The 22,999-nt window shown below is 68.3% G+C and carries 21 protein-coding genes; 11 read left to right on the forward strand and 10 right to left on the reverse strand.

The genetic code is table 11. The features are described 5' to 3' along the window. Nucleotides 1-32: 32 nt before the first annotated feature. Nucleotides 33-935, forward strand: coding sequence for an ABC transporter ATP-binding protein (locus PV646_RS10245; RefSeq protein ID WP_500341189.1), 903 nt, complete (start codon nucleotides 33-35; stop codon nucleotides 933-935). Here the strand turns inward: PV646_RS10245 and mycP are convergent. Next, nucleotides 901-2,049, reverse strand: coding sequence for a type VII secretion-associated serine protease mycosin (gene mycP, locus PV646_RS10250; protein WP_500341190.1), 1,149 nt, complete (start codon nucleotides 2,047-2,049; stop codon nucleotides 901-903). The two genes, PV646_RS10245 and mycP, sit on opposite strands and share 35 nt — an antisense overlap. A 175-nt stretch (nucleotides 2,050-2,224) precedes the next feature. On the opposite strand from mycP, the gene PV646_RS10255 reads away from it, so the two are divergent. The 4 genes from PV646_RS10255 (at nucleotide 2,225) to PV646_RS10270 (ending at nucleotide 6,121) form a co-directional block, all read left to right on the forward strand. Beyond that, nucleotides 2,225-2,716 carry a hypothetical protein gene (locus PV646_RS10255; protein WP_500341191.1) on the forward strand — a complete coding sequence of 164 codons (492 nt, stop codon included), beginning with the start codon at nucleotides 2,225-2,227 and terminating at the stop codon, nucleotides 2,714-2,716. An 11-nt stretch (nucleotides 2,717-2,727) separates the two neighbouring features. Beyond that, a complete protein-coding gene (gene trmB / locus PV646_RS10260; RefSeq protein WP_500341192.1) occupies nucleotides 2,728-3,429 on the forward strand; it encodes a tRNA (guanosine(46)-N7)-methyltransferase TrmB in 702 nt (233 codons plus the stop codon). 132 nt (nucleotides 3,430-3,561) lie between these two features. Beyond that, entirely contained in the window at nucleotides 3,562-4,668 is a 1,107-nt protein-coding gene (locus PV646_RS10265; protein WP_500341193.1) for a nitric oxide synthase oxygenase, read from the forward strand. A 295-nt stretch (nucleotides 4,669-4,963) separates the two neighbouring features. After that, the gene (locus PV646_RS10270) at nucleotides 4,964-6,121 is read left to right on the forward strand and encodes a sensor histidine kinase (RefSeq protein ID WP_500341194.1); all 1,158 of its coding nucleotides are present in this window, start codon (nucleotides 4,964-4,966) and stop codon (nucleotides 6,119-6,121) included. Here PV646_RS10270 and PV646_RS10275 read toward each other — a convergent pair whose 3' ends face one another. Next, the gene (locus tag PV646_RS10275; protein WP_500341195.1) at nucleotides 6,122-6,328 is read right to left on the reverse strand and encodes a hypothetical protein; all 207 of its coding nucleotides are present in this window, start codon (nucleotides 6,326-6,328) and stop codon (nucleotides 6,122-6,124) included. It abuts the gene before it with no gap. A gap of 221 nt (nucleotides 6,329-6,549) precedes the next feature. Between PV646_RS10275 and PV646_RS10280 the strand changes: the two genes are divergently transcribed. Then, entirely contained in the window at nucleotides 6,550-7,863 is a 1,314-nt protein-coding gene (locus tag PV646_RS10280; protein WP_500341196.1) for an amidohydrolase family protein, read from the forward strand. A gap of 29 nt (nucleotides 7,864-7,892) precedes the next feature. On the opposite strand, the gene PV646_RS10285 is transcribed toward PV646_RS10280, so the two are convergent. Further along, nucleotides 7,893-8,570, reverse strand: a complete 678-nt coding sequence (locus tag PV646_RS10285; RefSeq protein WP_500341197.1) for an SDR family oxidoreductase — start codon at nucleotides 8,568-8,570, stop codon at nucleotides 7,893-7,895. 12 nt (nucleotides 8,571-8,582) lie between these two features. Between PV646_RS10285 and PV646_RS10290 the strand changes: the two genes are divergently transcribed. Beyond that, the gene (locus PV646_RS10290) at nucleotides 8,583-9,761 is read left to right on the forward strand and encodes an MFS transporter (protein WP_500341198.1); all 1,179 of its coding nucleotides are present in this window, start codon (nucleotides 8,583-8,585) and stop codon (nucleotides 9,759-9,761) included. Here PV646_RS10290 and PV646_RS10295 read toward each other — a convergent pair. From PV646_RS10295 to PV646_RS10310, 4 genes are all read right to left on the reverse strand, one after another. After that, on the reverse strand, nucleotides 9,734-10,273 hold the full coding sequence (locus tag PV646_RS10295; protein WP_500341199.1) for a DUF3455 domain-containing protein: 540 nt from the start codon (nucleotides 10,271-10,273) through the stop codon (nucleotides 9,734-9,736). The two genes, PV646_RS10290 and PV646_RS10295, sit on opposite strands and share 28 nt — an antisense overlap. 103 nt (nucleotides 10,274-10,376) lie before the next feature. After that, on the reverse strand, nucleotides 10,377-12,464 hold the full coding sequence (locus tag PV646_RS10300; protein WP_500341200.1) for a PhoX family protein: 2,088 nt from the start codon (nucleotides 12,462-12,464) through the stop codon (nucleotides 10,377-10,379). Between the two features lie 130 nt (nucleotides 12,465-12,594). Continuing rightward, nucleotides 12,595-14,619, reverse strand: coding sequence for a PhoX family protein (locus PV646_RS10305; RefSeq protein WP_500341201.1), 2,025 nt, complete (start codon nucleotides 14,617-14,619; stop codon nucleotides 12,595-12,597). Nucleotides 14,620-14,683: 64 nt separating this feature from the next. Next, a complete protein-coding gene (locus PV646_RS10310) occupies nucleotides 14,684-15,850 on the reverse strand; it encodes an MFS transporter (RefSeq protein ID WP_500341202.1) in 1,167 nt (388 codons plus the stop codon). 67 nt (nucleotides 15,851-15,917) lie between these two features. On the opposite strand from PV646_RS10310, the gene PV646_RS10315 reads away from it, so the two are divergent. Beyond that, on the forward strand, nucleotides 15,918-16,544 hold the full coding sequence (locus PV646_RS10315; RefSeq protein WP_500341203.1) for an HAD family hydrolase: 627 nt from the start codon (nucleotides 15,918-15,920) through the stop codon (nucleotides 16,542-16,544). Here the strand turns inward: PV646_RS10315 and PV646_RS10320 are convergent. Then, nucleotides 16,493-17,074, reverse strand: coding sequence for a hypothetical protein (locus tag PV646_RS10320; RefSeq protein ID WP_500341204.1), 582 nt, complete (start codon nucleotides 17,072-17,074; stop codon nucleotides 16,493-16,495). The genes PV646_RS10315 and PV646_RS10320 overlap by 52 nt on opposite strands. A 94-nt stretch (nucleotides 17,075-17,168) precedes the next feature. On the opposite strand from PV646_RS10320, the gene PV646_RS10325 reads away from it, so the two are divergent. Continuing rightward, nucleotides 17,169-17,903 (forward strand): SDR family NAD(P)-dependent oxidoreductase, encoded by a 735-nt coding sequence (locus PV646_RS10325; protein WP_500341205.1) that lies wholly within the window; start codon nucleotides 17,169-17,171, stop codon nucleotides 17,901-17,903. Between the two features lie 33 nt (nucleotides 17,904-17,936). On the opposite strand, the gene PV646_RS10330 is transcribed toward PV646_RS10325, so the two are convergent. Together PV646_RS10330 and PV646_RS10335 are read right to left on the reverse strand one after the other, a co-directional pair. Then, complete coding sequence (locus PV646_RS10330) at nucleotides 17,937-19,022, reverse strand: inositol-3-phosphate synthase (RefSeq protein ID WP_452250421.1); 1,086 nt, start codon at nucleotides 19,020-19,022, stop codon at nucleotides 17,937-17,939. 31 nt (nucleotides 19,023-19,053) lie between these two features. Beyond that, nucleotides 19,054-19,590: a PadR family transcriptional regulator gene (locus PV646_RS10335; RefSeq protein ID WP_189157466.1), complete on the reverse strand. Its 537-nt coding sequence runs from the start codon at nucleotides 19,588-19,590 to the stop codon at nucleotides 19,054-19,056. A gap of 164 nt (nucleotides 19,591-19,754) precedes the next feature. Here PV646_RS10335 and PV646_RS10340 point away from each other — a divergent pair, with 164 nt between their 5' ends. Both PV646_RS10340 and PV646_RS10345 read left to right on the forward strand, forming a co-directional pair. Beyond that, nucleotides 19,755-20,153 (forward strand): DUF5318 domain-containing protein, encoded by a 399-nt coding sequence (locus PV646_RS10340; protein WP_500341206.1) that lies wholly within the window; start codon nucleotides 19,755-19,757, stop codon nucleotides 20,151-20,153. Nucleotides 20,154-20,491: 338 nt separating this feature from the next. After that, entirely contained in the window at nucleotides 20,492-22,999 is a 2,508-nt protein-coding gene (locus PV646_RS10345) for a transglycosylase domain-containing protein (RefSeq protein ID WP_500341207.1), read from the forward strand.

Genomic DNA, 22,999 nt, shown 5'->3' on the forward strand with positions numbered 1-22,999 from the left:
CTGTCAGTTCTTCGAGCGCACCGGGAGAGGCCATGATCGAAGCAGTCCGCCTGCAGAAGCACTACGGCAAGACCAAGGCCGTCGACGACCTGTCGTTCACCGTCCGGCCGGGCCGCGTGACCGGGTTCCTCGGGCCGAACGGCGCCGGCAAGTCCACGACCATGCGGATGATCCTCGGCCTCGACACCCCCACGGGCGGCGACGTCACGATCGACGGCAAGCACTACGCCCAGCTCAGCCAGCCGCTGCGCAAGGTCGGCGCGCTGCTCGACGCGAAGTGGGTGCACCCCAACCGTTCCGCGCGCTCGCACCTCAAGTGGCTCGCGGTCTCCAACAAGATCCCGGTCAGCCAGGTCGGGGAAGTGCTGGAGATCGTCGGCCTCACCGAGGTCGCGCACAAGAACGCGGGCGGGTTCTCGCTCGGCATGTCGCAGCGGCTCGGCATCGCGGGCGCGTTGCTCGGCGACCCCGAGGTGCTGCTGTTCGACGAGCCGGTCAACGGCCTCGACCCCGAGGGCATCCTCTGGATCCGGCAGTTCATGCACCGGCTCGCGCAGGAGGGCCGCACGGTGTTCGTGTCGAGCCACCTGCTGTCCGAGATGGCGCAGACCGCCCAGGACCTCATCGTGATCGGCAAGGGCAAGCTGATCGCGCAGACCTCCACCGAGCAGTTCATCGCCGACGCCACCCAGGACACGGTCCGGGTGCGGTCTCCGCACGCCGCGAAGCTGCGGGAGATCCTCGCCGCGCACGCGACGGTGACGGACGACTCGGCGAGCGGAAGCCTCGTGGTGCACGGCATCCCGGCGCAGCAGATCGGTGAGCTCGCGGCGGAGAACCAGATCGTGCTGCACGAGCTCAGCCCTCAGCGGGGTTCGCTGGAGGAGGCCTTCATGCAGCTCACCAAGGAGTCGGTGGAGTACCACGCTCACTGAGAACGGGCTTGGGGCGCCGCGACCTGATGGCGGGCAGCACGATCAGCAGCCCGGTCATCAGCGCGGTGCCGCCCGAGACGGCGGTGATGAAGGGCAGCCGGTCGGACAGGTCCTGCGGCCGTTCGGACCGCTTCGCCGCGACGGTCGGAGCCGGTTGGGTGGTCGTGGGCTTCGGTGGAGGCAGCAGCGGGTTGCGTTCCACCGGCGGGAGTTGCGCGGTGAGCGCGCCCATCGGGTTGACCAGGCCGAACCCGGTCGTCGTGTCCCGGCCGGGTTCCGCGATGTCGGTCGCTGTCTTGACCAGCGTGTTGACGACGTCCTTCGCCGCCATGTCCGGGTGCTTCGCGCGCACGAGCGCGGCGACCCCGGACACGATCGCCGATGCCGCGCTCGTGCCGTCCATCTCGGCATAACCGCTGGCGTAGACGCTTTCCGGCGCGACCGTCACGATGCCCACCGCCGGAGCCGACAGCACCGTGTCCGCGCCGACGTTCGACGACGCCCACGGCTTGCCGTCCTTGGTAGTGCCGGCGACGGCGATCACGCCGTTGATGTTGGCGGGCGCCGAGACCTCCTTGCCGTCGTTGCCCGTGGCGGCGACGAGGACGACGTCCTTCTCGATCGCGTAATTCACAGCTTTGACCAGCGTCGGCGTCATCGAACTGGAGAAGCCCAGCGACATGTTGACGACCTTGGCGCCGTGGTCGGCCGCCCACCGGATGCTCTCCGCGACGACGTCGAGCCCGAACTGCTCCTTCTCGTCGGCGCTGGCGATCGGCAGGATCTTGGCGCCGGGGGCGATGCCGAGCGCGCCGCCGCCCCGGCCGGTCGCGGCGATGATCCCGGCCATGCCGGTGCCGTGCCCGTCGGTGTCGGTCGTGCCGTCGGTGCCCTTGGACCTGCCGAAACCCGCTCCGGGCAGCACCTGGCCGGCGAGGTCGGGGTGTTGGGCGTCGACGCCGGAGTCGATCACCGCGACGACCACGCCGTCCCCGCGTGCCTGGGCCTGCGCCGAGTAGACGTCGAGCGCGTCGAGGTGCCACTCCTGCTCCTCGATCGACTGCGCGGCGAGCAGCAGCGGCAGCACGACGGCGAGCGCGGGGAGCAGTGGCACGTCAGCTACATCGTCTTTCCAGGTCAGAGCGCAACGTGCCTGGCGTCACACGTTGCGTAAGAGTGCTGTTAACAAACCGTGAAAAGCCGCATTCTGGACATCCTCGGCGTTTGGATTCGCGTTCAATTGGGTTATCCCCGTCTCGGAGGTGCCAGTGACGGTTCATGTCGAAGCAATGCTGAGCCTTGAGTGGTCTGACGCGCTCGAAGTTCCGAACACCCCTGACCTGGCCGGTTCGCCGGCCGAGGTCCGTCGTTCCTGGGTGAACCAGGCGGACGAGCAGCAGGTCCTGACCACCTACCGTGCCGCGAAAGCGGCCGGGAACGCCCCCGGACCGTGGTGGTTGCGGGCGCTCGACCGCGGCAAACTGCGGACACGTGCCGAAGGTCACGCCGTGGAGGACGCGGTGACCGACCTGCTCTCGGCTCGTCCCGGTTGGGTCTTCGTGCCGTGGGCCGACTACGGCGAGATCGGGTACTGGGAGTACGTGCCGTCGGAGAGCGGCGTCTACGGACCCGCCACCCCGACAACCGTGCAGTTCACCGACTCGCACCGCGGGTTCGTCCACCTCGTTCCCGCCCATCGCGGAGCCGGTCGGCCGTCGCCGATCGACTTCACCGTCGATGACCTGCGTACTCAGATCGAGGACATCGAACTGATTGCCTAGAATGTCCCGTCGTGACCAGGCCTGAGTTCCCTCGTTCCATCGTCAGCTTCGTCCAGCGCGGCGAGCGCATGACCGTGGGCCAGGAACGCGCCTGGGACACGTACTGGGAGAAGATGGGCAACGACGTGAAGTCGTTGCCCGAGGGGCCCCTCGACTTCGATTCGTGGTTCGGCCGTTCCGCGCCCGTGCTGCTGGAGATCGGTTCCGGCATGGGCGAGACCACCTCCCAGCTCGTGGCCGCCGCGCCCGAGCTCAACTACGTCGCCGCCGAGGTCTACAAGCCCGGGCTCGCCCAGTTGCTGCTGCGCGCCGAGCACCTCGGTGGGCTCGACAACCTGCGCGTGCTGCGCGGTGACGCCGTCGTGTTGCTGACCGACCACATCGCGCCCGCGTCGTTGCACGGCGTGCGGATCTTCTTCCCGGACCCGTGGCCGAAGAACAAGCACCACAAGCGCCGGCTCGTGCAGCCGGAGTTCGTGTCCCTGATCGCGTCGCGGCTGGAGCCCGGTGGTGTGCTGCACCTCGCGACGGACTGGGAGAACTACGCCGACCAGATGCTCGAGGTGTGTTCCGGCGAGCGGCTGCTGACGAACATGTACGACGGCTGGGCGCCGCGGCCGGACTGGCGGCCCGTCACGAAGTTCGAGCAGCGCGCGGTGAACGAAGATCGGGTTTCGCACGACCTGATGTTCCGGCGGAACGACCTCACCTGATCGAGGTCTCAAGCCGATCGAGTGAACACCGGGCGTCTACCGTTCACTCGACCGAGTGGCGGGTGTTGATCACCCGAAATGCCCCGAGTGGCAGTGACGCGTGAGGCTGTTCCGGGCTTAGCGTCTCGCTGCGTGACCCCCGACGTCCTCCCCGTCGCGGAGGAGTTCGTCCGCATGTTCCACGCGGCGCACTCCGACGCAGGCTCGCTGACCGCCCGCATCGCCCAGGTGCGCGCCGAGATCACCGAGACCGGAACCTACCGCCACACCACCAACGAACTCGCGTACGGCGCGCGGATCGCGTTGCGCGACTCAGGCTGGTGCACCTCCGGTGTGCCTTGGCGCCGCCTGAAGGTCCGCGATCTGCGCGGCTACCGCAACGCCGCCGCCGTCGCCGGCGAGTGCGTCGAGCACCTGCGGCTGGCGACGAACAGCGGTGAGATCCGGCCGCTGGTAACGGTTTTCGCGCCGGACGCGCCCGGCACGCCCGGTCCGGTGATCTGGAACGAGCAGCTGATCCGGTACGCCGGGTACTCCGACGGCATGGGGGACCGGCGGTACACCCAGTTCACCGAGACCATGCAGGGCATGGGGTGGCGTCCGCCGGTGCGGCGCTCACGGTTCGACCTGCTGCCGTTGGTGGTGGAGACGCAGCACGAAGGACCGCGGCTGTTCACGCTGCCGTCCGAGATCGTGCACGAAGTTCCTTTGGAGCACCCGACTCTGCCGTGGTTCGGCGAGATGGGCCTGCGCTGGCACGCGGTTCCGGTCATCTCGAACATGCGGCTGTCGATCGGTGGCGTGAACTACCCCGCCGCACCGTTCAACTCGTGGTTCGTGGGTGCCGAGATCGGCACGCGGTCACTGGCTGAGGAAGGTGCTTACGGTGTGGCACGTGAGGTTGCCGATGCGTTGGGTTTGGACACCTCGTCCGAACGCACGCTGTGGCGGGACTTCGCGACCGTTCACCTGAACGCTGCAGTGCTGCACTCGTTCGACAAGGCGGCCGTCACCATCACGGACCACCACGCGGAAGCGTTGCACCGCCTCGCCTGGCTGCGTTCGCGCCAACGACCTTCGGTCGCACGCCCGGCTTTCCGGCTCGACACGGCGGCCGCGGCGCGCGCACGGAACGGCTCTCCGGCGCGCTTCACGGCCGCGTTGGACGAGACCCGCCCACAACCGACGAGCAGGCTGGCGGAACTGCTCCGCCAGCAACATTCCCTGACCAGCGTCTGACTTCCCCATCACACGCTGCTGGGACGACCTAGTGCTTCGAGTCGATCATCACGCCTGACAGGGCCATCAACGCTAGGACCAACAGGCCGACCACCGCGGCGGCCCAAGTGAACACAACTGACAACATGGCGTCCTCCGTTCCCGTACTTCCGCTCCTCCAGAGTCCGTTACCGCGCCGTCATCCGGCATCCGCCGTGAGGGTGTTTCCGCAGGTCGTCCCCTCAGCCTTCTGGCTGATGCCGGGGTAGCCCCCGGTCGGACGCGGGGTTTCACTTTCGGCCCTACTGTTGCTCGGGTGGAGAGCACGGACTTGACCTGGCGGCGACTCGCCGAACGTCAGTGGCCGTTGGCGATCGCGCTCACCGCCATCGCCCTGCTGGAGACCGGTTCCATCTCGACCGATCTCGGCTGGTGGCAGGTGCCCGGAGTCGCGGTGGTCTGCGTGATCGCCGTGCTCGCACCGCGCAGGCCGTTCGACGCCGCCCTCGCGCTGGCGTTCGCCGTCGCCTGCGTCGCCGTCTACATGCGGTTGCTCGGGGTGGCGCTCGAACCGCACCTCTTCTGGAGCGGCGCGGGCATCTCGATGACCGGCGCGGCGATGGCCACGATCGCGACTCTCGTCCGGGATTCCCCTCGTGCCAAGGCAGTCGCCGGAACCCTGGTCGTCCTCGCGGCCATGGCGCTCGCGGAGGTCCTGGGCTGGCCGATCGTGGCGCCGCGCGAGTACCGCGAGTGGACCCCGGACGCGTGGAACTTCGGGATCGCGGCGTTCGTGCTGCTCGTCCTGTCGGTCGGCAGCGGGATGTACTTCCGGGCCCGCGACAACGAACGCGCCTCGCAGCTCGCTGCTTCCGTTGCGGCGGCACAGAACGCCGAGCGGATGGCGTTGGCGCGCGAGCTGCACGACGTGGTGGCGCACTACGTGACGGCGATCGTCGTGCACGCGCAGGCAGGGCAGCTCAACCGCGAGGTCGACGTGCTGCCGGTGATCGCGGCGTCCGGAACCGAGGCACTGACCGCGATGCGGCGGCTCGTCGGCACGATGCGGGACGAATCCCCCGAGGTGCCGGCGGCTTCCTCGTCCCTGATGGACGACGTGCGGGAGCTGGCTGCCGAGTCCGGGCTGCCGGTCCGGCTCACGTTCGACCTGCAGGACGCGGTGCCGCAGGAACTGGCCCGCTCGGTGCTGCGGCTGGTGCAGGAATCACTGACGAACACCCAGAAACACGCGTCCGCAGTGTCCTCAGTGGAGGTTTCGCTGTCCTCTGGCGACGGCGTGCTGCACCTGGCTGTGCTCGACGACGGCGTCGCGTCCGGCGTGCCCGTCGGGGGCTCGGGAGGCTACGGCCTCGTCGGCATGCGCGAGCGCGTGGAACTGCTCGGCGGGACGTTCTCCGCAGGCCGACGCGAACCGACGGGGTGGACGGTTCGCGCCGATCTACCGATCAGCTAGCTACATGTCGTCGCGGATGACTTCGAACTCCTGCGTCATCTCGGCGTCGTTGAACTGGTCGTCGTTCTGAGGGTCGATGTCGGCCACTGAATGCCTCCGCATGATCACGCCCGGTCGCAGGTTGTGATCATGCCAACTCAGCGCCGGGTCGGCGGCTTGGGGGTGGCGGGCTTCTGCGCGCGGCGGAACTGTCCACTGGACGTGCACGGCTTCTTCGACATGATCTTGAGACGCCCCTGTCCTACCCGTGGTTGCTCATGGATGCACAAAGGGCCCGTCGCTCACGCGTGACGGGCCCCTTGGATGGGGAAAAGTTTTAGGCCGGGGCGGACCCTGGGGGTCGGCCCGCGCCCGACACGATCAGGATTCCCATCCCGTCCGGATGTATGCATGCTTGTGACTGGCGTCACAATGGCAGGATTCCCCGCATGTCACTGCGTCTACACGCCCCGGTGGTCCTGCCCTGCGATCCGTCCTGCGCCGTGTTGCGCGACGCGGTCGTGGACGTCGTCGACGGCCGGATCACCTACGTGGGTGCCGCTTCCGAGGCGCCCGCCTTCGACGGCGAGGTCCGGTCGCTCTCCGGCATCCTGCTGCCCGGCCTGATCAACACCCACGCGCACAGCCCGATGACGGTGCTGCGCGGCCTGGGCTCCGACCTGCCGCTGCTGCGGTGGCTGCAGGAGCAGATGTGGCCGAACGAGGCGCAGATGACCGCGGCCGACGTCGGCACCGGCATGCTGCTGGGCGCGGTCGAGATGCTGCGGCACGGCGTCACCACGTCCGCCGAGATGTACTTCCACGGCCCCGAGCTGGTGTCCTCGGTGCTCGCGGCCGGCTCACGCGTGGTGTTCGGCGGCGCGATCCTCGACGTGCCCGGGATGGACTGGAAGTCGCTGACCGGCGAGATCTCCGCGTGGATCGACGCCGACGGCCTGCGGTTCGGGCCCGGTGAGCGCGTCGAACTGGCCTACGGGCCGCACTCCGCCTACACGCTGTCGGCTCCGCAGTTGACGTCGATCGCCGCCGAGGCGCGCGACCGTGGCGCGTTGTTCATGGTGCACGTGGCCGAGTCGCCGTTCGAGGACGAGGCCGCACGCGCCGAGTTCGGGTCGGTGCCGGCGCTGATGAAGGCCTCGGAAGTACTGGGCGGCCGCGTGCTGTCCGCACACTCCGTGCACCTGTCCGACGACGACATCGCGCTGTACGCGTCGTACGGCGTCGGTGTCGCACACTGCCCCGGGTCGAACGCGAAGCTCGCGTCGGGGATCGCGAGGGTGCCGGAGATGCTGGCCGCCGGGGTGAACGTCGGGCTGGGCACGGACGGGCCGGCGTCCAACGACGACCTGGACCTGTTCGAGGAGGCTCGGCTCGCGGGGCTGTTCGCCCGGGTCTCGAAGATGGACGCCACCGTGCTCGGGGCGGCGCAGGCGTTGCTGATGGCCACCCGCGGTGGTGCCGACGCGCTCGGACGCGACGACATCGGCACGCTGGAGGCCGGGCGCTGGGGCGACGTCGTGCACATCGCCGCCGACGACCCGGCGTTCGCCACCGGGCTGGACGCACCCGACTCGCAGCTGCTGGCGAACCTCGTGTGGGGGTCCGGGTCGCGCCGGGTCACCGACGTGTGGGTCGCCGGTGACCACGTGGTCGCCGAAGGGGAGTCCACTCGGGTGGACCGCCACGAAGCGCAGGCCGGGGTGACCGCGGTGGCTCAGCGACTGCGGAGCGTCAACTCGTAACCACAGGCTGTTGACAAGCCTGTGGACAACTAGTGCGGCCGGGACCGCACGTTGATCTCGGTGATGTGGGCGTCGGGCGTCGCCAGCACGGCCGACGCCACCGCCCGCCCCACCGAGGCCGGGTCGATGTAGAGCGACGGGTCGTACTCGCCGCCCTCCTGACGCCGCACGTCCTGCTGCATCGGCGTGGCGGTGCGGCCGGGGTAGACCGTGGTCACCCGCAACGCCGGCTCGTCGCCGCGCAGGGCGTCCGCGTAGGCCCGCAGCGCGAACTTCGACGCCGCGTAGACGCCCCAGCCGGGGTTCGCGGCGAGGCCGGCGCCCGAGTTGATCAGCACCACGTGGCCGCCCGCGGCGCGGAGCTGCGGAAGGACCAGGTTCGTCAGTTCGGCGACGGCGAAGACGTTCACGTCGAAGGTCCTGCGCCAGTCCTCCTGGGAGGCCTCGCCCAACGGGCCGAGCAGGGCGATGCCGGCGCTGTGGACGATCACGTCGAGGCGGGCGAGCGGACCCAGGTCGGCCGAGGCGACGTTCGTCAGGTCGAACGGCCAGGCCCGCGCTCCGGGGAGTTCGGCGGCGAGCACGGACAGGGAGTCCTCGTCGCGTCCGCCTAGCAGCAGGTCGTGGGTGGGGGCCAGACTTCTGGCGATGGCCGAGCCGATTCCGCTGGATGCCCCGGTGACGAGGGCGACCGGACGATCACTCATGGGGGGACCATAGTGCCCAGGAAGTTGATCCTGCCGTACCTGTGCCTGCTCTACTTCATCAACTACCTGGACCGGGTCAACATCGGGTTCGCCGGGCCGAACGGCATGTCGGAGGAACTCCAGCTCTCGGCGACGGTGTTCGGGTTCGCGTCCGGGGTGTTCTTCATCGGGTACCTGCTGCTCGAGGTGCCGAGCAACCTGGCGCTGCACAGGTTCGGGGCGCGCCGGTGGATCGCGCGGATCATGGTCAGCTGGGGGATCGTCGCCACGGCCATGGCGTTCGTGCCCAACGGGACCGTGCTGATCGTGCTGCGGTTCCTGCTGGGTGTGGCGGAGGCCGGGTTCTTCCCGGGGATCATCCTGTACCTGACCTACTGGTACCCGCAGAAGGAACGGGCGCGCATCGTCGCGCTGTTCATGGTGGCGGTGCCGATCTCGACGGCGCTCGGGGCCACGTTCAGCGGGTTGCTGATCCAGTGGACGGACTGGCGCACGATGTTCCTCATCGAGGGGCTGCCGGCGATCGCGCTGGCGTTCGTGACGTGGTTCTGGTTGCCGGACAAGCCCGCCGAGGCCGTCGAGGAGGAGCCGCAGCAGGAGCACTGGCCGTTGAAGAAGGCCCTGACGCACCCGCGCATCCTGGCGTTGAGCTTCGTGTACTTCGGGATCGTCTACGGGTTGTACACGCTGGGGTTCTTCCTGCCGACGATCATCAAGGGCCTCGCGCCGGGCGCGGGGATCGTCGAGCGCGGGCTGATCAACGCCATCCCGTACGTCCTCGGCGCGGTCGCCATGGTCCTGTGGGCCAGGCACGGCGACCGCACCGGAGAACGGAAGTGGCACGTCGCCGCGCCGATGTTGCTGGGCGGGGTGGCGATTCCGTTCGCGCTCTACCTCGACAACCCCGTCGCGGCGATGGTCGCGGTCTCCGTCTGCGCCATCGGTGTCTGCGCCGCGCTGCCGACGTTCTGGGCACTTCCCACGAGCTTCCTCGGCGGTGCGGCCGCCGCGGGTGGGATCGCGTTGATCAACTCGTTGGGCAACCTGAGCGGCTTCGTGGCGCCCTACGTCACCGGTTCCCTGGCCGACCTCACCGGGACCCAGAAGACCGGCCTCTGGGTCGTCGGCATCACGATGGTCGTGGCGGCAGTCGTCGCGCTCGTTCAGAGGGCGGGCACGGAGAAGGTGTAGAGGGCTTCGTACTTGACGGAGGTCTGGGCGCCTTCGGTGCAGCTACCGGCGGGTGCGACGCCGCCCTTGGTGTTGAGGCGCTGCACGTAGCTGACGCCCTCGAAGACACCGGAACCCCTGGTGGACTTGGACTTCAGGAGGAGTTCGGGAACGGCTCCCGGCACCTCGTTGCGGGCGCCGTCGACCGGGGCGGCCTCGACCGCGCTGCCGTCGACGGTGGAGACCCAGATCGGACCGCGCGAGTGCAGTCCGACCCCCCTGCCGAGGCGGTCCGCCAGGGTGGCCGCGGGTTCGAGGCCCTTCCAGGCCCCCGTTGTGCAGGTGTAGGTCTGCACACCCTTGGCCTGGAGCCGCTGAACGATCTTGTGGCCGGGCGGGACCTGTACGGCGGGTGCGACCCTCGCGGAGGACTCGCTCGTGGCAGCCTCGGTCGGCGCGGCGGTGGAGCTCACGCCTCCGACGAGGATGCCCAGAAGGCTTGATGCGACCAGGACGATGCCAGTTCGTTTCATCACCTGCTGTCGTACGGACCGAAATGCGGACCGGTTCAGTACCGTCTCAGCTGGTTGCGCGGCCACCCGTCCCGCGGACGGGCGGCCGCACCGGTTCACCGGATCAGTCGCAGATCTTCCTGCGGTCCTTGCGCCACACCACCGCGACGGACGGCCGCGGCTGCGAGGTGCCGCCGTCCGGCCAGTGCGAGAGCGGGTTGTTGGCCGAGGCGCCGTCGATCTCGCCGGGGTGCTGCACGGACACCAGCACGAAGTCCTCGGTGATGACCGGGCCGCAGGTCTCCGCGCCCTTGGGGACGGTGAGGAACTGCTTGACCTGGCCGCGCTTCGGGCCCTCGACCGGCACCGCGAACAGGCCGTCGTTGGACGCCAACGCGTTGCCGTCCGTGGAGATCCACAGGTTGCCGTGCGTGTCGAACGCGACGTTGTCCGGGCAGGAGATCGCGCTGACCTGAGACTTGTCGTAGCCGCCGAAGTACGTGCCGGGGTCCTTCGGGTCGCCGCAGACGAGCAGCAGCTTCCACGAGAACGTCAGCGCCGTGTTGTCGCTGCGGCGCTCCTCGATCTCCAGGACGTGGCCGTGCTTGTTGCCGTTGCGCGGGTTGATCTCGGTCGGGCCTTCCTTGCCCGCCTTGCCGCGGTCGGTGTTGTTGGTCAGTGCGGCGTAGATCCGGCGGTTGTGCGTCGAGGGCTCGACGTCCTCCGGGCGGTCCATCTTCGTGGCGCCCACCTTGTCCGCGGCCAGGCGCGTGAAGACGTAGACCTCCTCGGCGGTGAAGCCGGGCACGAACGACTTGTCGTTGTGCGCCAGCGCGATCCACTCGCCGGAGCCGTCGAACTCACCGTCGGCGGGCAGCTTGCCGGTGCCGTCGATCTCGGCGGCCGGGCTGTCACCGGTGAACTTGGCGACGTAGAGCGTTCCCTTGTCCAGCAACTGCTTGTTGTGCTCGCGGGCGCGCTTCGAGCCGCCCTTCTGCATCTTCTCGTCGGTGACGAACTTGTACATGTAGTCGAAGCGCTCGTCGTCGCCCATGTACGCGACCACGCGACCGTCCTTGGCGACGATGACGTTCGCGCCCTCGTGCTTGAAGCGGCCGAGTGCGGTGTGCTTGACCGGCGTCGAGTTCTTGTCGAGCGGGTCGATCTCGACGATCCAGCCGAACCTGTTGGCCTCGTTGGGTTCCTGGGCCAGGTCGAAGCGCTTGTCGAAGCGCTCCCACTGCCGCAGGGACGCGCCGCCGCTGATGCCGTAGCGGGCGAACTTCGCCTTCGTGTCCGGGTCGGTGACCTGGCTCGCGTTGGCGAAGTACTGGTTGAAGTTCTCCTCGCCGGACAGGATCGTGCCCCACGGCGTGACGCCACCGGCGCAGTTGTTCTGCGTGCCGAGGACCCTGCGGCCCGTCGGGTCGGCGGAGGTCTTGAGGAACTTCGATCCGGCGGCCGGGCCCTTCACCTCGAACGGCGTGGTGAGGGTGATGCGGCGGTTGTACTTCTTCTTGTCGTCCGGGCAGACGAAGAGCTTGCCGGTGCGCGGGTCGCGGTCGACCATCACGACCGACAGGCCGTGCGCGGCCCACGCGATCTTGGCGTGCTTTTCGGTGATCGTGGTGGACGACCAGTCCTTGAACATGAACGACTCGGTCGTGTACTCGTGGTTGCTCACCATGAGCCAGCTGTCGTGGTAACCCGGAACCGGGACCAGGCCGCAGAAGTCGTTGTTGAAACCGAACTGCTTGGCCTGCGCCTCAGGAGTCTGGTTGTCGAAGTCGAACTTCGGCGCGTCGTCCAGCACCCCGTCACCCCAGCGGATGACGACGTCCTGCTGGAACCCCTTGGGCACGCTGATCTGGTCGAGCGTGTTGGGCTGCACCGGCTCGAAGTTCAGACCGCCGGGGTCGTTGCCGCCGTGGCCACGGGCCTCGGCGTGCGCCGGGGCGGCGGTGGCGGAACCGGAGAACGCGAGCGCACCGGCGCCGGCGGCCGCGACGACCGCACCGGCCTTCAACATGCCGCGGCGGCTCACGACCTCCTTGACGACGTCGGCGAAGTACGCGTTCTTCGACGTGTTGGGCGCCTCGTGGGCACAGGCGTTGCCGCAGCGGAACTCGCAGGTGACGGCCTGACGCCCGAGCGGGTGGTTGGCCGTGAGCAGGGGCAGCAGGCGACGGCCACGATCGGTGGGTGAGGACACGCAGGCCTCCGAGATCGGTCAGTGGTGGGAACTGGCCGAACCTAAGAGCCGAACGAGTTCGCCTGCCGTCCAGCAGATGAACGGCAGACGAACTCGCCCTACACCCGAATGATCACAGCACGCGGTGTGATCAGCCGATCTCACCGAGTTGACGCCGGCCCTTGCGCCACACCGCGACGACCGACGGCCTCGGCCTGCTGGTGCCGCGGTCCGGCCAGTTCGACGCGGGCTTGTCGGCGCTGGCGCCGTCCACCTCGCCGGGGTGCTGGACGCACACCGTGATCACCCGCTCGCCGATCACCGGACCGCAGGTCTCACCACCGCGCGGCACCGTGAGGAACAGCTTGAGGTGACCGCGTTCGGGGCCTTCCAGCGGCACGCCGTAGAGGCCGTCGTTCAGCCCGTCGAGCTTGCCGTCGGCGTCCGTGGAGATCCACAGGTTGCCGTGCCGGTCGAACGCGACGTTGTCCGGACTGGAGATCGGGCTGACCTGCGACTTGTCGTAGCCGCCGAAGTAGGTGTTCGGGTCCTCGGGGAAGCCGCAGACCAGGAACAGGCCCCAGTTGAACGTCAGCGCGAGCGCGTCGCCCCGGCGTTCGGTCAACTCCAGCACCTGCCCGTGCCGGTTGTTGATCCGCGGGTTCGGCTCGGTCGCGCCTTCCTTGCCGGCGGTGACGCCGCGCTCGACGTTGTTGCTGAGCGCGCAGTAGACCGTGCCGGTGCGCGGGTGACACTGGATGTCCTCGGGACGGTCCATCTTCGTGGCGCCGACCTTGTCCGCGGCGATCCGCGTGAAGACGTAGACCTCCTCGGCGGTCATGCCCGGCACGAACGACTTCTTGCCCGCCGCCAGCGGGATCCACTCGCCGGTGCCGTCGAACTTGCCGTCGCTGGGCAGCTTTCCGGTGCCGTCGATCTCGGACACCGGGCTGTCGCCCTTGAAGCGGCCCACGTAGAGCGTGCCGTCGTCGAGCAGCGTCATGTTGTGGCGGCGCGCGGCCTTGCTGTTGCCGCGCTTCATCTTCCCGTTGGAGATGAACTTGTAGATGTACTCGAACCGCTCGTCGTCACCGGAGTACGCGACGATGCGGCCGTCGTCGGCGACGCGGATGTTCGCGGTCTCGTGCTTGAAGCGGCCGAGGTGCGTGTGCTTGATCGGCGTGGAGTCCGGGTCGTTGGGGTCGAGCTCGATGACCCAGCCGAACCTGTTGACCTCGTTGGGTTCCTGGGCAAGGTCCCAGCGCTTGTCGAAGCGCTCCCACTTGCGCGTGGTCGCGGTTCCCGTGACGCCGTACCTGGTGAGCCTCGGGTCGTTGCGGCCGGCTGCGTTGCCGAAGTACTGGTTGAAGTTCTCCTCGCCGGACAGGATCGTGCCCCACGGGGTGACGCCGCCGGCGCAGTTGTTGATCGTGCCGAGGACCCTCTTGCCGGTGGGGTCGACGGAGGTCTTCAGCAGGTCGCTGCCCGCCGCGGGACCACGGACCTCGAACGGCGTGTGGAGGGTGATGCGGCGGTTGTACTTGCTGAACTTCGCCTTGTAGTGGCCGGAGAACAGCGAGCGCTTGATCATGAACACCGACAGGCCGTGCGCGGCCCAGCCGATCTTCACCTGCTCCTCGGTGGGGTTGTTCGGGTCGTAGCCGCGGAACATGAACGTCTCGCTGGTGTACTCGTGGTTCGTGACCATGATCCCGGTCAGGTCCAACGGGTCCAGCGGCAGGATGGCGGCGAAGTCGCAGTTGAAGCCGAACTGCTTGGCCTGCTTCGCGGCGGTCTGGTTGTCGAAGTCGAACTCGGGGACGCCGGGGAAGAGCGGGTCGCCCCAGCGGATCACGATCCCCTGCTCGTACCCCTCGGGCACGACGACCTCGTCCTTGGTGTTGACCGCGACGGGCTTGAAGTCGAGTCCCCTGGGTGGGCGACCCTGGGACTGCTGGGGTTCGGCGGCGGCTGCCGCGGTGGCCGGGGCGGCGATGGTCGCGGCGGCCGCGACGACTGCGCCGGCCTTGAGCGCGGTGCGCCGGCTGACCAGGTCACCGAAGTACGGGTTGTCCGAAGTGTTCGGAACGTCGTGGAAGCACGCGTCCCCACAGCGGTACTCGCACGTCACCGCGGCTCTGCCGACGCGGTGGTTGACGAGCGGCAGAGGAATCATGGTGGTGGCCTCCTACGGTCGGTTCGGGAACCGCAACCGACCGTAGGCGTCCGTTCATGCTTTGTTAACCCACAAGTTGTTCACCCGCGAGCACAGCTTCGGACGGAACGTCCCTTGTGTCCGTCCTGTTGAACGTCAGCAGCCCGGCGGCGACGAGACAGAGGACCGCCGCGACGACAAACGGCTGGGCCAGGTGACTGACGAAGGTCGCGGCCAAGGCGCCGCCCAGCCACCGCAGGAAGTTGTACCCGGCGCTCGCCACCGGCCGCGGCGCGTCGCTGACGCTCATCGCGGTGCCGGTGAACAACGTGTTGAGCAGGCCGCTTACCAGCCCGCTCACGATGACCGCGACCACCAGCAGCGGCTTGGCGGGCACCGCCATCAGCAGCATCAGCACGGCAAAGGCCAGCACAGATCCGATGATTGCGGTCTTCTCACCGACACGGTCAGCGAGTCGCGGCGCGAGGAAAACACTCGACACGGCGACGCAGACGCCCCAGCCGAAGAAGATCAGTCCGATCTCGACGGCACCCCATTGCAGGACGAACGGCGACCAGGCGAGAACTGTGAAGAACGCGGCCGTGTAGAGCGCCGCTCCGACCGACGTGCGCAACAGGGTGGGGTTCCTGAGCGACTTGAGCGGGTCGAGCAGGCTGATCCTCGGACGTTCTTCGTGCGAGTCCTTGGCCAGGAACGTTGCACAAAGGATCAGTGCCGCCGCCATGAGGATCGCCGTCCCGAGGAACGGCCCGCGCCACGAGAAGCTGCCGAGCAAAGCCCCGAGGAGCGGCCCGACGCTCAGCCCGAGACCGAGCGCGGCCTCGTAGAGCAGGATCGCGGCCTTCTGCCCGCCACTGGCGGCGCCGACGATGACGCTGAGCGCGGTGGCGATGAAGAACGCGTTGCCGAGCCCCCACACGGCCCGCAGTCCGACGAGCTGACCGATGCTGCCCGCCGCGGCACAGGCCAGCGTGGCGACGACGATCAGCGCGAGCCCACCGACGAGCGTGCGCTTGGCCCCGAACCGCGCCGTCGCAGCGCCCGTGAAGAGCATCGCCACGACCTGGACGCCGAGGTAGGAGGAGAACAGCAGGGTGACCTGCGCGGGTGTTGCGTGCAGACCCTCTGCGATGGACAGCAGGATCGGGTCCACGAGCCCGATCCCCATGAAGGCGATCACGGCGGCGAATGCCGTGATCCACACCTGTTTGGGCTGAGCCTTGAAATTCACTTAGCTAGCCTAACCGATTTTGATTAGCATAGCGAAGTATCGTGCGCCACAGGGTACGGTGGCCGGCGTGGATGCGGTGATCTTCGACCTCGACGGCGTGCTGATCGACTCCGAGCAGGTGTGGGACGAGGTGCGCCAGGCGTTCGCCGCCGCCCACGGCGGCACGTGGACTCCTGAGGCGACCCGTGCCATGCAGGGGATGTCGACACCGGAGTGGGGCGCGTACCTGGTGTCGTTGGGCGTCCAGTTGACGCCGGCCGAGGCGTCCGCCGGCGTGATCGCCGAGATGGAGAAGGCCTACGCCGCGCACCTCCCGCTCATCCCGGGCGCCGACGAGACGGTACGTCTCGTCTCGTCGCGGTTCCCGGTGGCGATCGCCTCGTCCGCACCGGCCGTGCTGATCAAGGCGTTCCTGGACGCGACGGGCCTGCACGTGCCCGTCGCCGTGTCGTCGGAGTCGTGCGCCGCCGGAAAGCCCTCACCGGACGTCTACCTCGCGGCGGCCGCGCAGCTCGGGGTCTCGGCTGACTCCTGTTACGCCGTCGAGGATTCGACCAACGGCCTGAAGGCCGCGCTGGCCGCCGGCATGACCGTGTTCGCCGTGCCGAACCCGCACTTCCCGCCTGCCGCCGACGTGCTGGCTCAGGTGCGGGTGCTGTCCTCGATCACCGACCTGCCCGACGCGCTGGCGTAGCTGATCGCGGCCATGCCGATCGCGATGCAGGTGCAGGCGATCACGCCCTTCGGCCAGTAGATGTGGCTGCTGAGGAACAGATAGCTGCCGAGCGTGAGGAAGACCGCGCCCGGGATCGCCTTGAGGCGGTCCTTGAGCAGCGCGCACACCACGATCGCGAGGCTGGCCGCGAAGAAGCACCACGCGCCAACGGTTCCGAGCTGGTTGCCGATCTTGAAGATGGGCGCGTCGGTGGCCGACCTGCCGCCGTTGGCGATGGCGAGCGCGCCACCACCGATGCCCGCCAACGCGTCCAGCGCGCCGTAGAAGACGACGTAGCCGAACGCGGCCGCGCGGGCCGGGTAGCGGACGTAGCGCGGGCTGCCGTCGAGCAGGACCCATTGCGCCGCACCGAGCAGCGGGAAGATCACCGCCAGGATGACGTGCATGTCCCGCCACCACTGGGCGGTCGACGCGTCCAAGTAGTGCGGGTGGGTCAGGCCGATGCCGGCGAGGACCAGGCCGGGGAGGGCGACGAGCAGCGTGCGCACCGGGCGAACCTAGCGGAAGCAGCACTTTCGCTGAGACTCCGAACACACGAACGTGACTGTGCCGGAAGGGCCACCTCTGCCTAGCGTGGCCGGTATGACGCAACGAGTTGCCGTGGTCACCGGCACAGCGCAGGGCATGGGGCTGCGGATCGCCGACGTGCTCCGCGAGGACGGGTTCGCCGTCGTCGGCTTCGACCTGCAGGAGAGCAAGGACGGGATCGTCGGCAACGTGGCCAGCGCCGCGGACGTCCAACGGCTCACCGAGCACGTCATGAGCACTCACCGCAGGGTCGACGTGCTGGTCAACAACGCCGGGATCGCCGGCATCGTGCCGTTCGAGGACACCAGCCTCGAGCAGTGGGAACGGGTCATGGCGGTCAACCTGACCGGGCCGTTCCTGCTCACTCAGGCGCTGGGCAGGGTCATGCTGGCCCAGGGCTCCGGCAGCATCGTCAACATCGCGTCCGTCGCCGGGCTGCAGGGGGTGGCGGACCGGGCCGCGTACAACACGACGAAGCACGGGCTGATCGGGTTGACGCGCACGCTCGCCGTCGAGTGGGGCGGGCGGGGGATCAGGGTCAACGCCGTGTGTCCCGGCTGGGTCAAGACCGAGATGGACGTCGAGTCGCAGGCCGGCGGTTATTACGTCGACGAGGACATCACCGAGCACGTGCCCATGGGGCGGTTCGCTGCGCCCGATGACATCGCACAGGCCGTGCGGTTCCTGGCGAGCGACAACGCGCGGTACATCAACGGTGTCGCGCTGCCCGTCGACGGTGGGTGGACCGCGGACGGCAGCTGGCAGAAACTCCGGCTCTCGAAGCGATGAGAGAAGGGGCCGCTCGTGAGCGGCCCCTCGTCATCACACCTCGCCGCGGATGAACTTCTCGACGGCCTCGTGGGCCTCGGAGTCCGAGTACTGCACGGGCGGGGACTTCATGAAGTACGACGACGCCGAGAGGATCGGGCCGCCGATGCCCCGGTCGAGGGCGATCTTCGCCGCGCGGACCGCGTCGATGATGATGCCCGCGGAGTTCGGGGAGTCCCAGACCTCCAGCTTGTACTCGAGGTTCAGCGGCACGTCGCCGAAGGCACGGCCCTCGAGACGCACGTAGGCCCACTTGCGGTCGTCGAGCCACGCCACGTAGTCCGACGGACCGATGTGGACGTTGCGCTTGCCCATCTCGCGGTCCACCTGGGACGTGACGGCCTGGGTCTTGGAGACCTTCTTGGACTCCAGTCGCTCCAGTTCCTTCATGTTCAGGAAGTCCATGTTGCCGCCGACGTTCAGCTGCATGGTGCGGTCGAGCTGGACACCGCGGTCCTCGAACAGCTTCGCCAGCACGCGGTGCGTGATGGTGGCGCCGACCTGGGACTTGATGTCGTCACCGACGATCGGGACACCGGCCGCGCGGAACTTCTCCGCCCATTCCGGGTCCGACGCGATGAAGACCGGCAGGGCGTTGACGAAGCCGACACCGGCGTCGATGGCGCACTGGGCGTAGAAGCGGTCCGCGTCCTCGGAACCCACCGGCAGGTACGAGACCAGCACGTCGACCTCGGCCTCGCGCAACGCGGCGACCACGTCGACGGGCTCGGAGTCGGACTCCTCGATCGTCTCCCGGTAGAACTTCCCGAGACCGTCGTAGGTGTGCCCGCGCTGCACGACGACGCCGAGCGGCGGCACGTCCGCGATCTTGATCGTGTTGTTCTCGCTGGCCCCGATGGCCTCCGAGAGGTCGACACCGACCTTCTTCGCGTCCACGTCGAACGCTGCGACGAACTCGACATCGCGCACGTGGTAGTCACCGAACTGCACGTGCATGAGACCGGGCACGCGGGTGCTCGGGTCGGCGTCCCGGTAGTAGTGGACGCCCTGCACGAGCGACGCCGCGCAGTTGCCCACCCCGACGATGGCCACTCGAACGGTGCGGCGGTTTTCGCCCATTGCCGAGTCCTCCTTGATCAACAGTGAAGTGCTACTCGTCCTGCTCGGACTTCTCGTGCGCGATGAGCTCGTTGAGCCACCGCACCTCGCGCTCCGTGCTTTCCAGGCCCTGGCTGTGCAGCTCACGGGTGTAGCGGTCGATCTGCTCGCCCGTGCGCGTGAGCCGCTCGCGAAGCCCTTCCCTGCGTTCTTCGACACACCGCCGACGGCCTTCCAGGATGCGCATCCTGACGTCGGCCGGCGTGCGCGAGAAGAACGCCAGGTGGACTCCGAACGAGTCGTCGTCCCAGGTCTGCGGCCCCGCGTTGGCCAGGAGATCGGCGAACCGCTCCTTGCCTTCCGGCGTGAGCTCGTAGACCTTGCGAGCCCGACGTCCCCAAGAAAGAGCCGATTCCTCCGGCCCCTCCTCCACGATCAGGCCCGCCCTCTGGAGTCGCCGCAGTGTTGGGTACAGCGATCCGTAGGAGAACGCTCGAAACGCTCCGAGCAGGTCATGCAAGCGCTTGCGCAGCTCGTAGCCGTGCATGGGCGCCTCGTGCAGCAGGCCGAGCAGCGCGAACTCGAACACGAGTCACCTCCTCGCACCTGCACCGATAGGTGAGGTGATTATATCGGCTCGATACATCGATGGTCCCTTTCAACTGTGGGATGTGGCACACCGTGATACCGCGCCGGGTCCTGCTGCCCTGAACGGCCCATCATCGGAAAGCGCCCGGCACGTACTCTTGTCACGTGTTGACCCAACGACAGGTGGTGGACTACTCGCTGCAGCGCCGTGCGCTGCTGGCGGAGGTCTATGCCGGTCGGACGGGCACCATGGAGGTCTGCGACGCGAACCCGTACCTGCTGCGAGCTGCGAAGTTCCACGGGACGGCGACCCAAGTGCCTTGTCCGGTGTGCCGCAAGGAACCGCTCACCCACGTGTCGTGGGTCTACGGTGACGAGCTCAAGCACGCGGCCGGCTCGGCGCGCACGCCTGAAGAACTGGTGAAGATGGCGAACCTCTTCGACGAGTTCTCCGTGTACCTAGTTGAAGTTTGCCGCACGTGCAGTTGGAACCACCTGGTGCAGTCATACGTCCTGGGGAAGCGTGGGCTGGAAAAGCCACGCAGGAGGACTGCGGCGGAATGACCCACAGGTGACACTGCTCCGAATGAAGTACGACCACCGAACCGTGTGCTGATGCACGCCGGTCTGGGAGGCCTTTTCACGTGAACGACCAGCATGATGACCGGCAGCGCGGAGGCGAGCCGCAGTGGCCGACCGGGGACGACCCGGACGGCGGCGGCACGAGGCGCGATGTCCCGAATCAGCCACGACCGGGTACCCCACCCGGTGGTTTCGCGCGCCCTCCCCAGGGTGGCACGCCACCTGGTGGTTTCCCACAGCAGCAGCCCCCACGCCGCCCGAACGGACCAGGCGGTCCGCAGGGCGGGCCTCAGGGTGCGCCCGGGCGTCCGCAGGGGCCCATGAGCGGTCCCGGCGGCCCGCAGGGCGGTCCGGGTGGTCCCGGTGGTCCGGGCAACCGCCCGCCGACGCCTCCCGGTGGCATGCCCATCGCCCCGCCCCCCGGCGCCCGCCGCCCCGGTGGACCAGGCGGTCCCGGAGGCCCGCAGGGTGGTCCCGGCGGCCCCGGCCGTCCCGGCGTGCCCCCGCGCAAGCCCGGTGAAGAGCGCACCACGCAGATGCCGCCGGTCAACCGTCCGACGACGCAGCGCGAGCCCGAGCTCATCACCCACCGCGAGCCCGACGACGAGTTCCTCATGGCCGGCATGGACGACGACGAGGACGAGTACTACGACGACGAGCCGGAGCTCACCGAAGAGGAGGAGCGTCGTCTGCGCAAGAAGAAGATCTGGAAGCGTGTCCGGATCGCCGCGTTCGTCTCGATCGGCCTGATGCTCCTGGGTCCGGTGATCGCCATCGCGGTCGCGTACCCGCTCGTCGACTGGCCCCGGCCGAACGACATCGCCGCCGACCAGGACAAGACGATCACCCTGCTCTACTCGGACGGCACCGAGATGGGCAAGATCACCTCGCCCGGCCAGAACCGCACGCTGCTCACGTACGAGGAGCTCCCGGACTCCGTCAAGCAGGCCGTCATGGCCGCGGAGGACGCGGGCTTCTACGACAACCCCGGCTTCGACGTGAAGGCCATCGCCCGCGCCGTCTGGCTTCAGGCGACCGGCGGCAGTTCCGGTGGTTCCGGTCTGACGCAGCAGTACATCAAGAAGGCGACCGGTCAAGAGGACGCGACGCTGACTCGTAAGTTCAAAGAGCTCGTCAAGGCCTACAAGATGAGCAACGAGTCGGACCACAACACGATCCTCACCGCGTACATGAACACCGTGTACTTCGGTCGTGGTGCGAACGGCATGAAGGCCGCGGCGCAGGTCTACTACAACAAGCCGATGAAGGACCTCACTCCTTCCGAGGCCGCTTTCATCGCGGGCATGATCCAGATCCCCTCCTGGTCGGAGGACGAGGAGCACGCGAAGAAGCGCTGGGAGTTCGTGATGGACCAGATGCGCCAGAAGGGCTGGATCAGCCAGGCCGACTACGACGCCCGCCAGTACCCGAAGCCGCTGCCGTTCGAGCAGACGCAGCCCGCGAGCCTCGACGGCCCGCTCGCCCGCGTCAGCCAGCAGGTCCAGAACGAGATCGACAGCGAGCTCGTCGGTCTCACCATGGAGAAGGCCCAGAAGGTCGGCGTCACCGTCACCACGACGATCGACCCGAAGATGCAGCAGGCCGCGCTCGACGCCGTGAACTCGGTGATGGCCAACCAGGACCCCGACCTGCGCACGTCGCTCAGCGCGATCGAACCGCAGTCCGGCGCGGTCAGGGCCTACTACCCCGGCAAGGACGGCCTCAAGGGCATCGACTACGCCAAGGGCACGGTCCAGGAGGCAGGCTCGTCGTTCAAGCCGTTCGACCTGGTGGCCGACCTGAAGCGCGGCAAGGGCATCGGCGACACCTACGACGCCACGCCTCGCAAGATCGCCGGCGTCGAGATCCGCAACGCCAGCAACACCCAGTGCGGCAAGGAATGCACGACCAAGCAGGCCATGAAGGAGTCCCTCAACACCGTCTTCTACGAGATGGTGGCGGGCCCCCAGGGCACGGGCACGAAGGCCGTGGCGGACGCGGCACACGCGGCCGGCATCCCGAAGACCGTGATGGTCGGCGGCCAGGCGAAGCAGACGCTGGTCGGTGAGGGCGGCAACGCGCCCACCGCCGGTATCGCCATCGGTGCCGACAGCGCCCAGGTGCGGCCGTTCGACATGGCCTCGGCGTTCGCGACGTTCGCGGCCCGCGGTGTGTACCGCGCCCCGTTCTTCGTCACGAAGATCGTGGGCCCGACCGGCGAGATGCTCTACCAGCACGTCGACCAGCCCGTTCCGGCGTTCGACCCGGTGGAGACGAAGAGCCGCGACATCGCCGACAACGTCACGGAGACGTTGAAGGAGATCCCGTCAGGGGCGATCGCGTGCGCCAACGCCCGTCCGTGCGCCGGCAAGACCGGTACGCACGAGCTCGCGGGCAGCCGCGACCAGAACTCGAAGGCCTGGATGGTCGGCTACACGCCGCAACTCTCCGCCTCCGTGTGGGTCGGCAAGGACGCGGGCAACGTGGCCATCAGGGACGCCAGGGGCAACCCGGTCTTCGGCTCCGGTCTTCCCGGCCTGATGTGGAAGAAGTTCATGGACGGCGCCCTCGCTGGCGCGCAGAAGGAAGCGTTCCCGAAGCCGGTCCCCCTGGGCAACTTCAACCCGCCGAAGAAGTCCGATCCGCCGACGACGCCGTCCACCAACAGCACGCCGTCGAGCAACAACCCGCCGGTGACGACCACGGATCCGGGTAAGCCGACGACGACCACGAAGCAGAACCCCGGTTGCATCCCGGGGATCAACTGCCCCGACCCGTCCGACGATCCCGAGACGTCCACCAGCGGTCGACCTCGACCAGGTGGCTGA

Source organism: Streptomyces sp. ID05-26A (genome assembly GCF_033794685.1).
GTDB lineage: Bacteria > Actinomycetota > Actinomycetes > Mycobacteriales > Pseudonocardiaceae > Lentzea.

What these genes read in the sequence shown, in the direction of transcription:
- PV646_RS10295 (WP_500341199.1), bottom strand. Translation starts at nt 10,273, where the DNA reads ATGAAACGAACTGGCATCGTCCTGGTCGCATCAAGCCTTCTGGGCATC.
- PV646_RS10280 (WP_500341196.1), top strand. Translation starts at nt 6,550, where the DNA reads ATGTCACTGCGTCTACACGCCCCGGTGGTCCTGCCCTGCGATCCGTCC.
- PV646_RS10245 (WP_500341189.1), top strand. Translation starts at nt 33, where the DNA reads ATGATCGAAGCAGTCCGCCTGCAGAAGCACTACGGCAAGACCAAGGCC.
- PV646_RS10325 (WP_500341205.1), top strand. Translation starts at nt 17,169, where the DNA reads ATGACGCAACGAGTTGCCGTGGTCACCGGCACAGCGCAGGGCATGGGG.
- PV646_RS10330 (WP_452250421.1), bottom strand. Translation starts at nt 19,022, where the DNA reads ATGGGCGAAAACCGCCGCACCGTTCGAGTGGCCATCGTCGGGGTGGGC.
- PV646_RS10305 (WP_500341201.1), bottom strand. Translation starts at nt 14,619, where the DNA reads ATGATTCCTCTGCCGCTCGTCAACCACCGCGTCGGCAGAGCCGCGGTG.
- PV646_RS10285 (WP_500341197.1), bottom strand. Translation starts at nt 8,570, where the DNA reads ATGAGTGATCGTCCGGTCGCCCTCGTCACCGGGGCATCCAGCGGAATC.
- PV646_RS10255 (WP_500341191.1), top strand. Translation starts at nt 2,225, where the DNA reads ATGCTGAGCCTTGAGTGGTCTGACGCGCTCGAAGTTCCGAACACCCCT.
- PV646_RS10345 (WP_500341207.1), top strand. Translation starts at nt 20,492, where the DNA reads ATGAGCGGTCCCGGCGGCCCGCAGGGCGGTCCGGGTGGTCCCGGTGGT.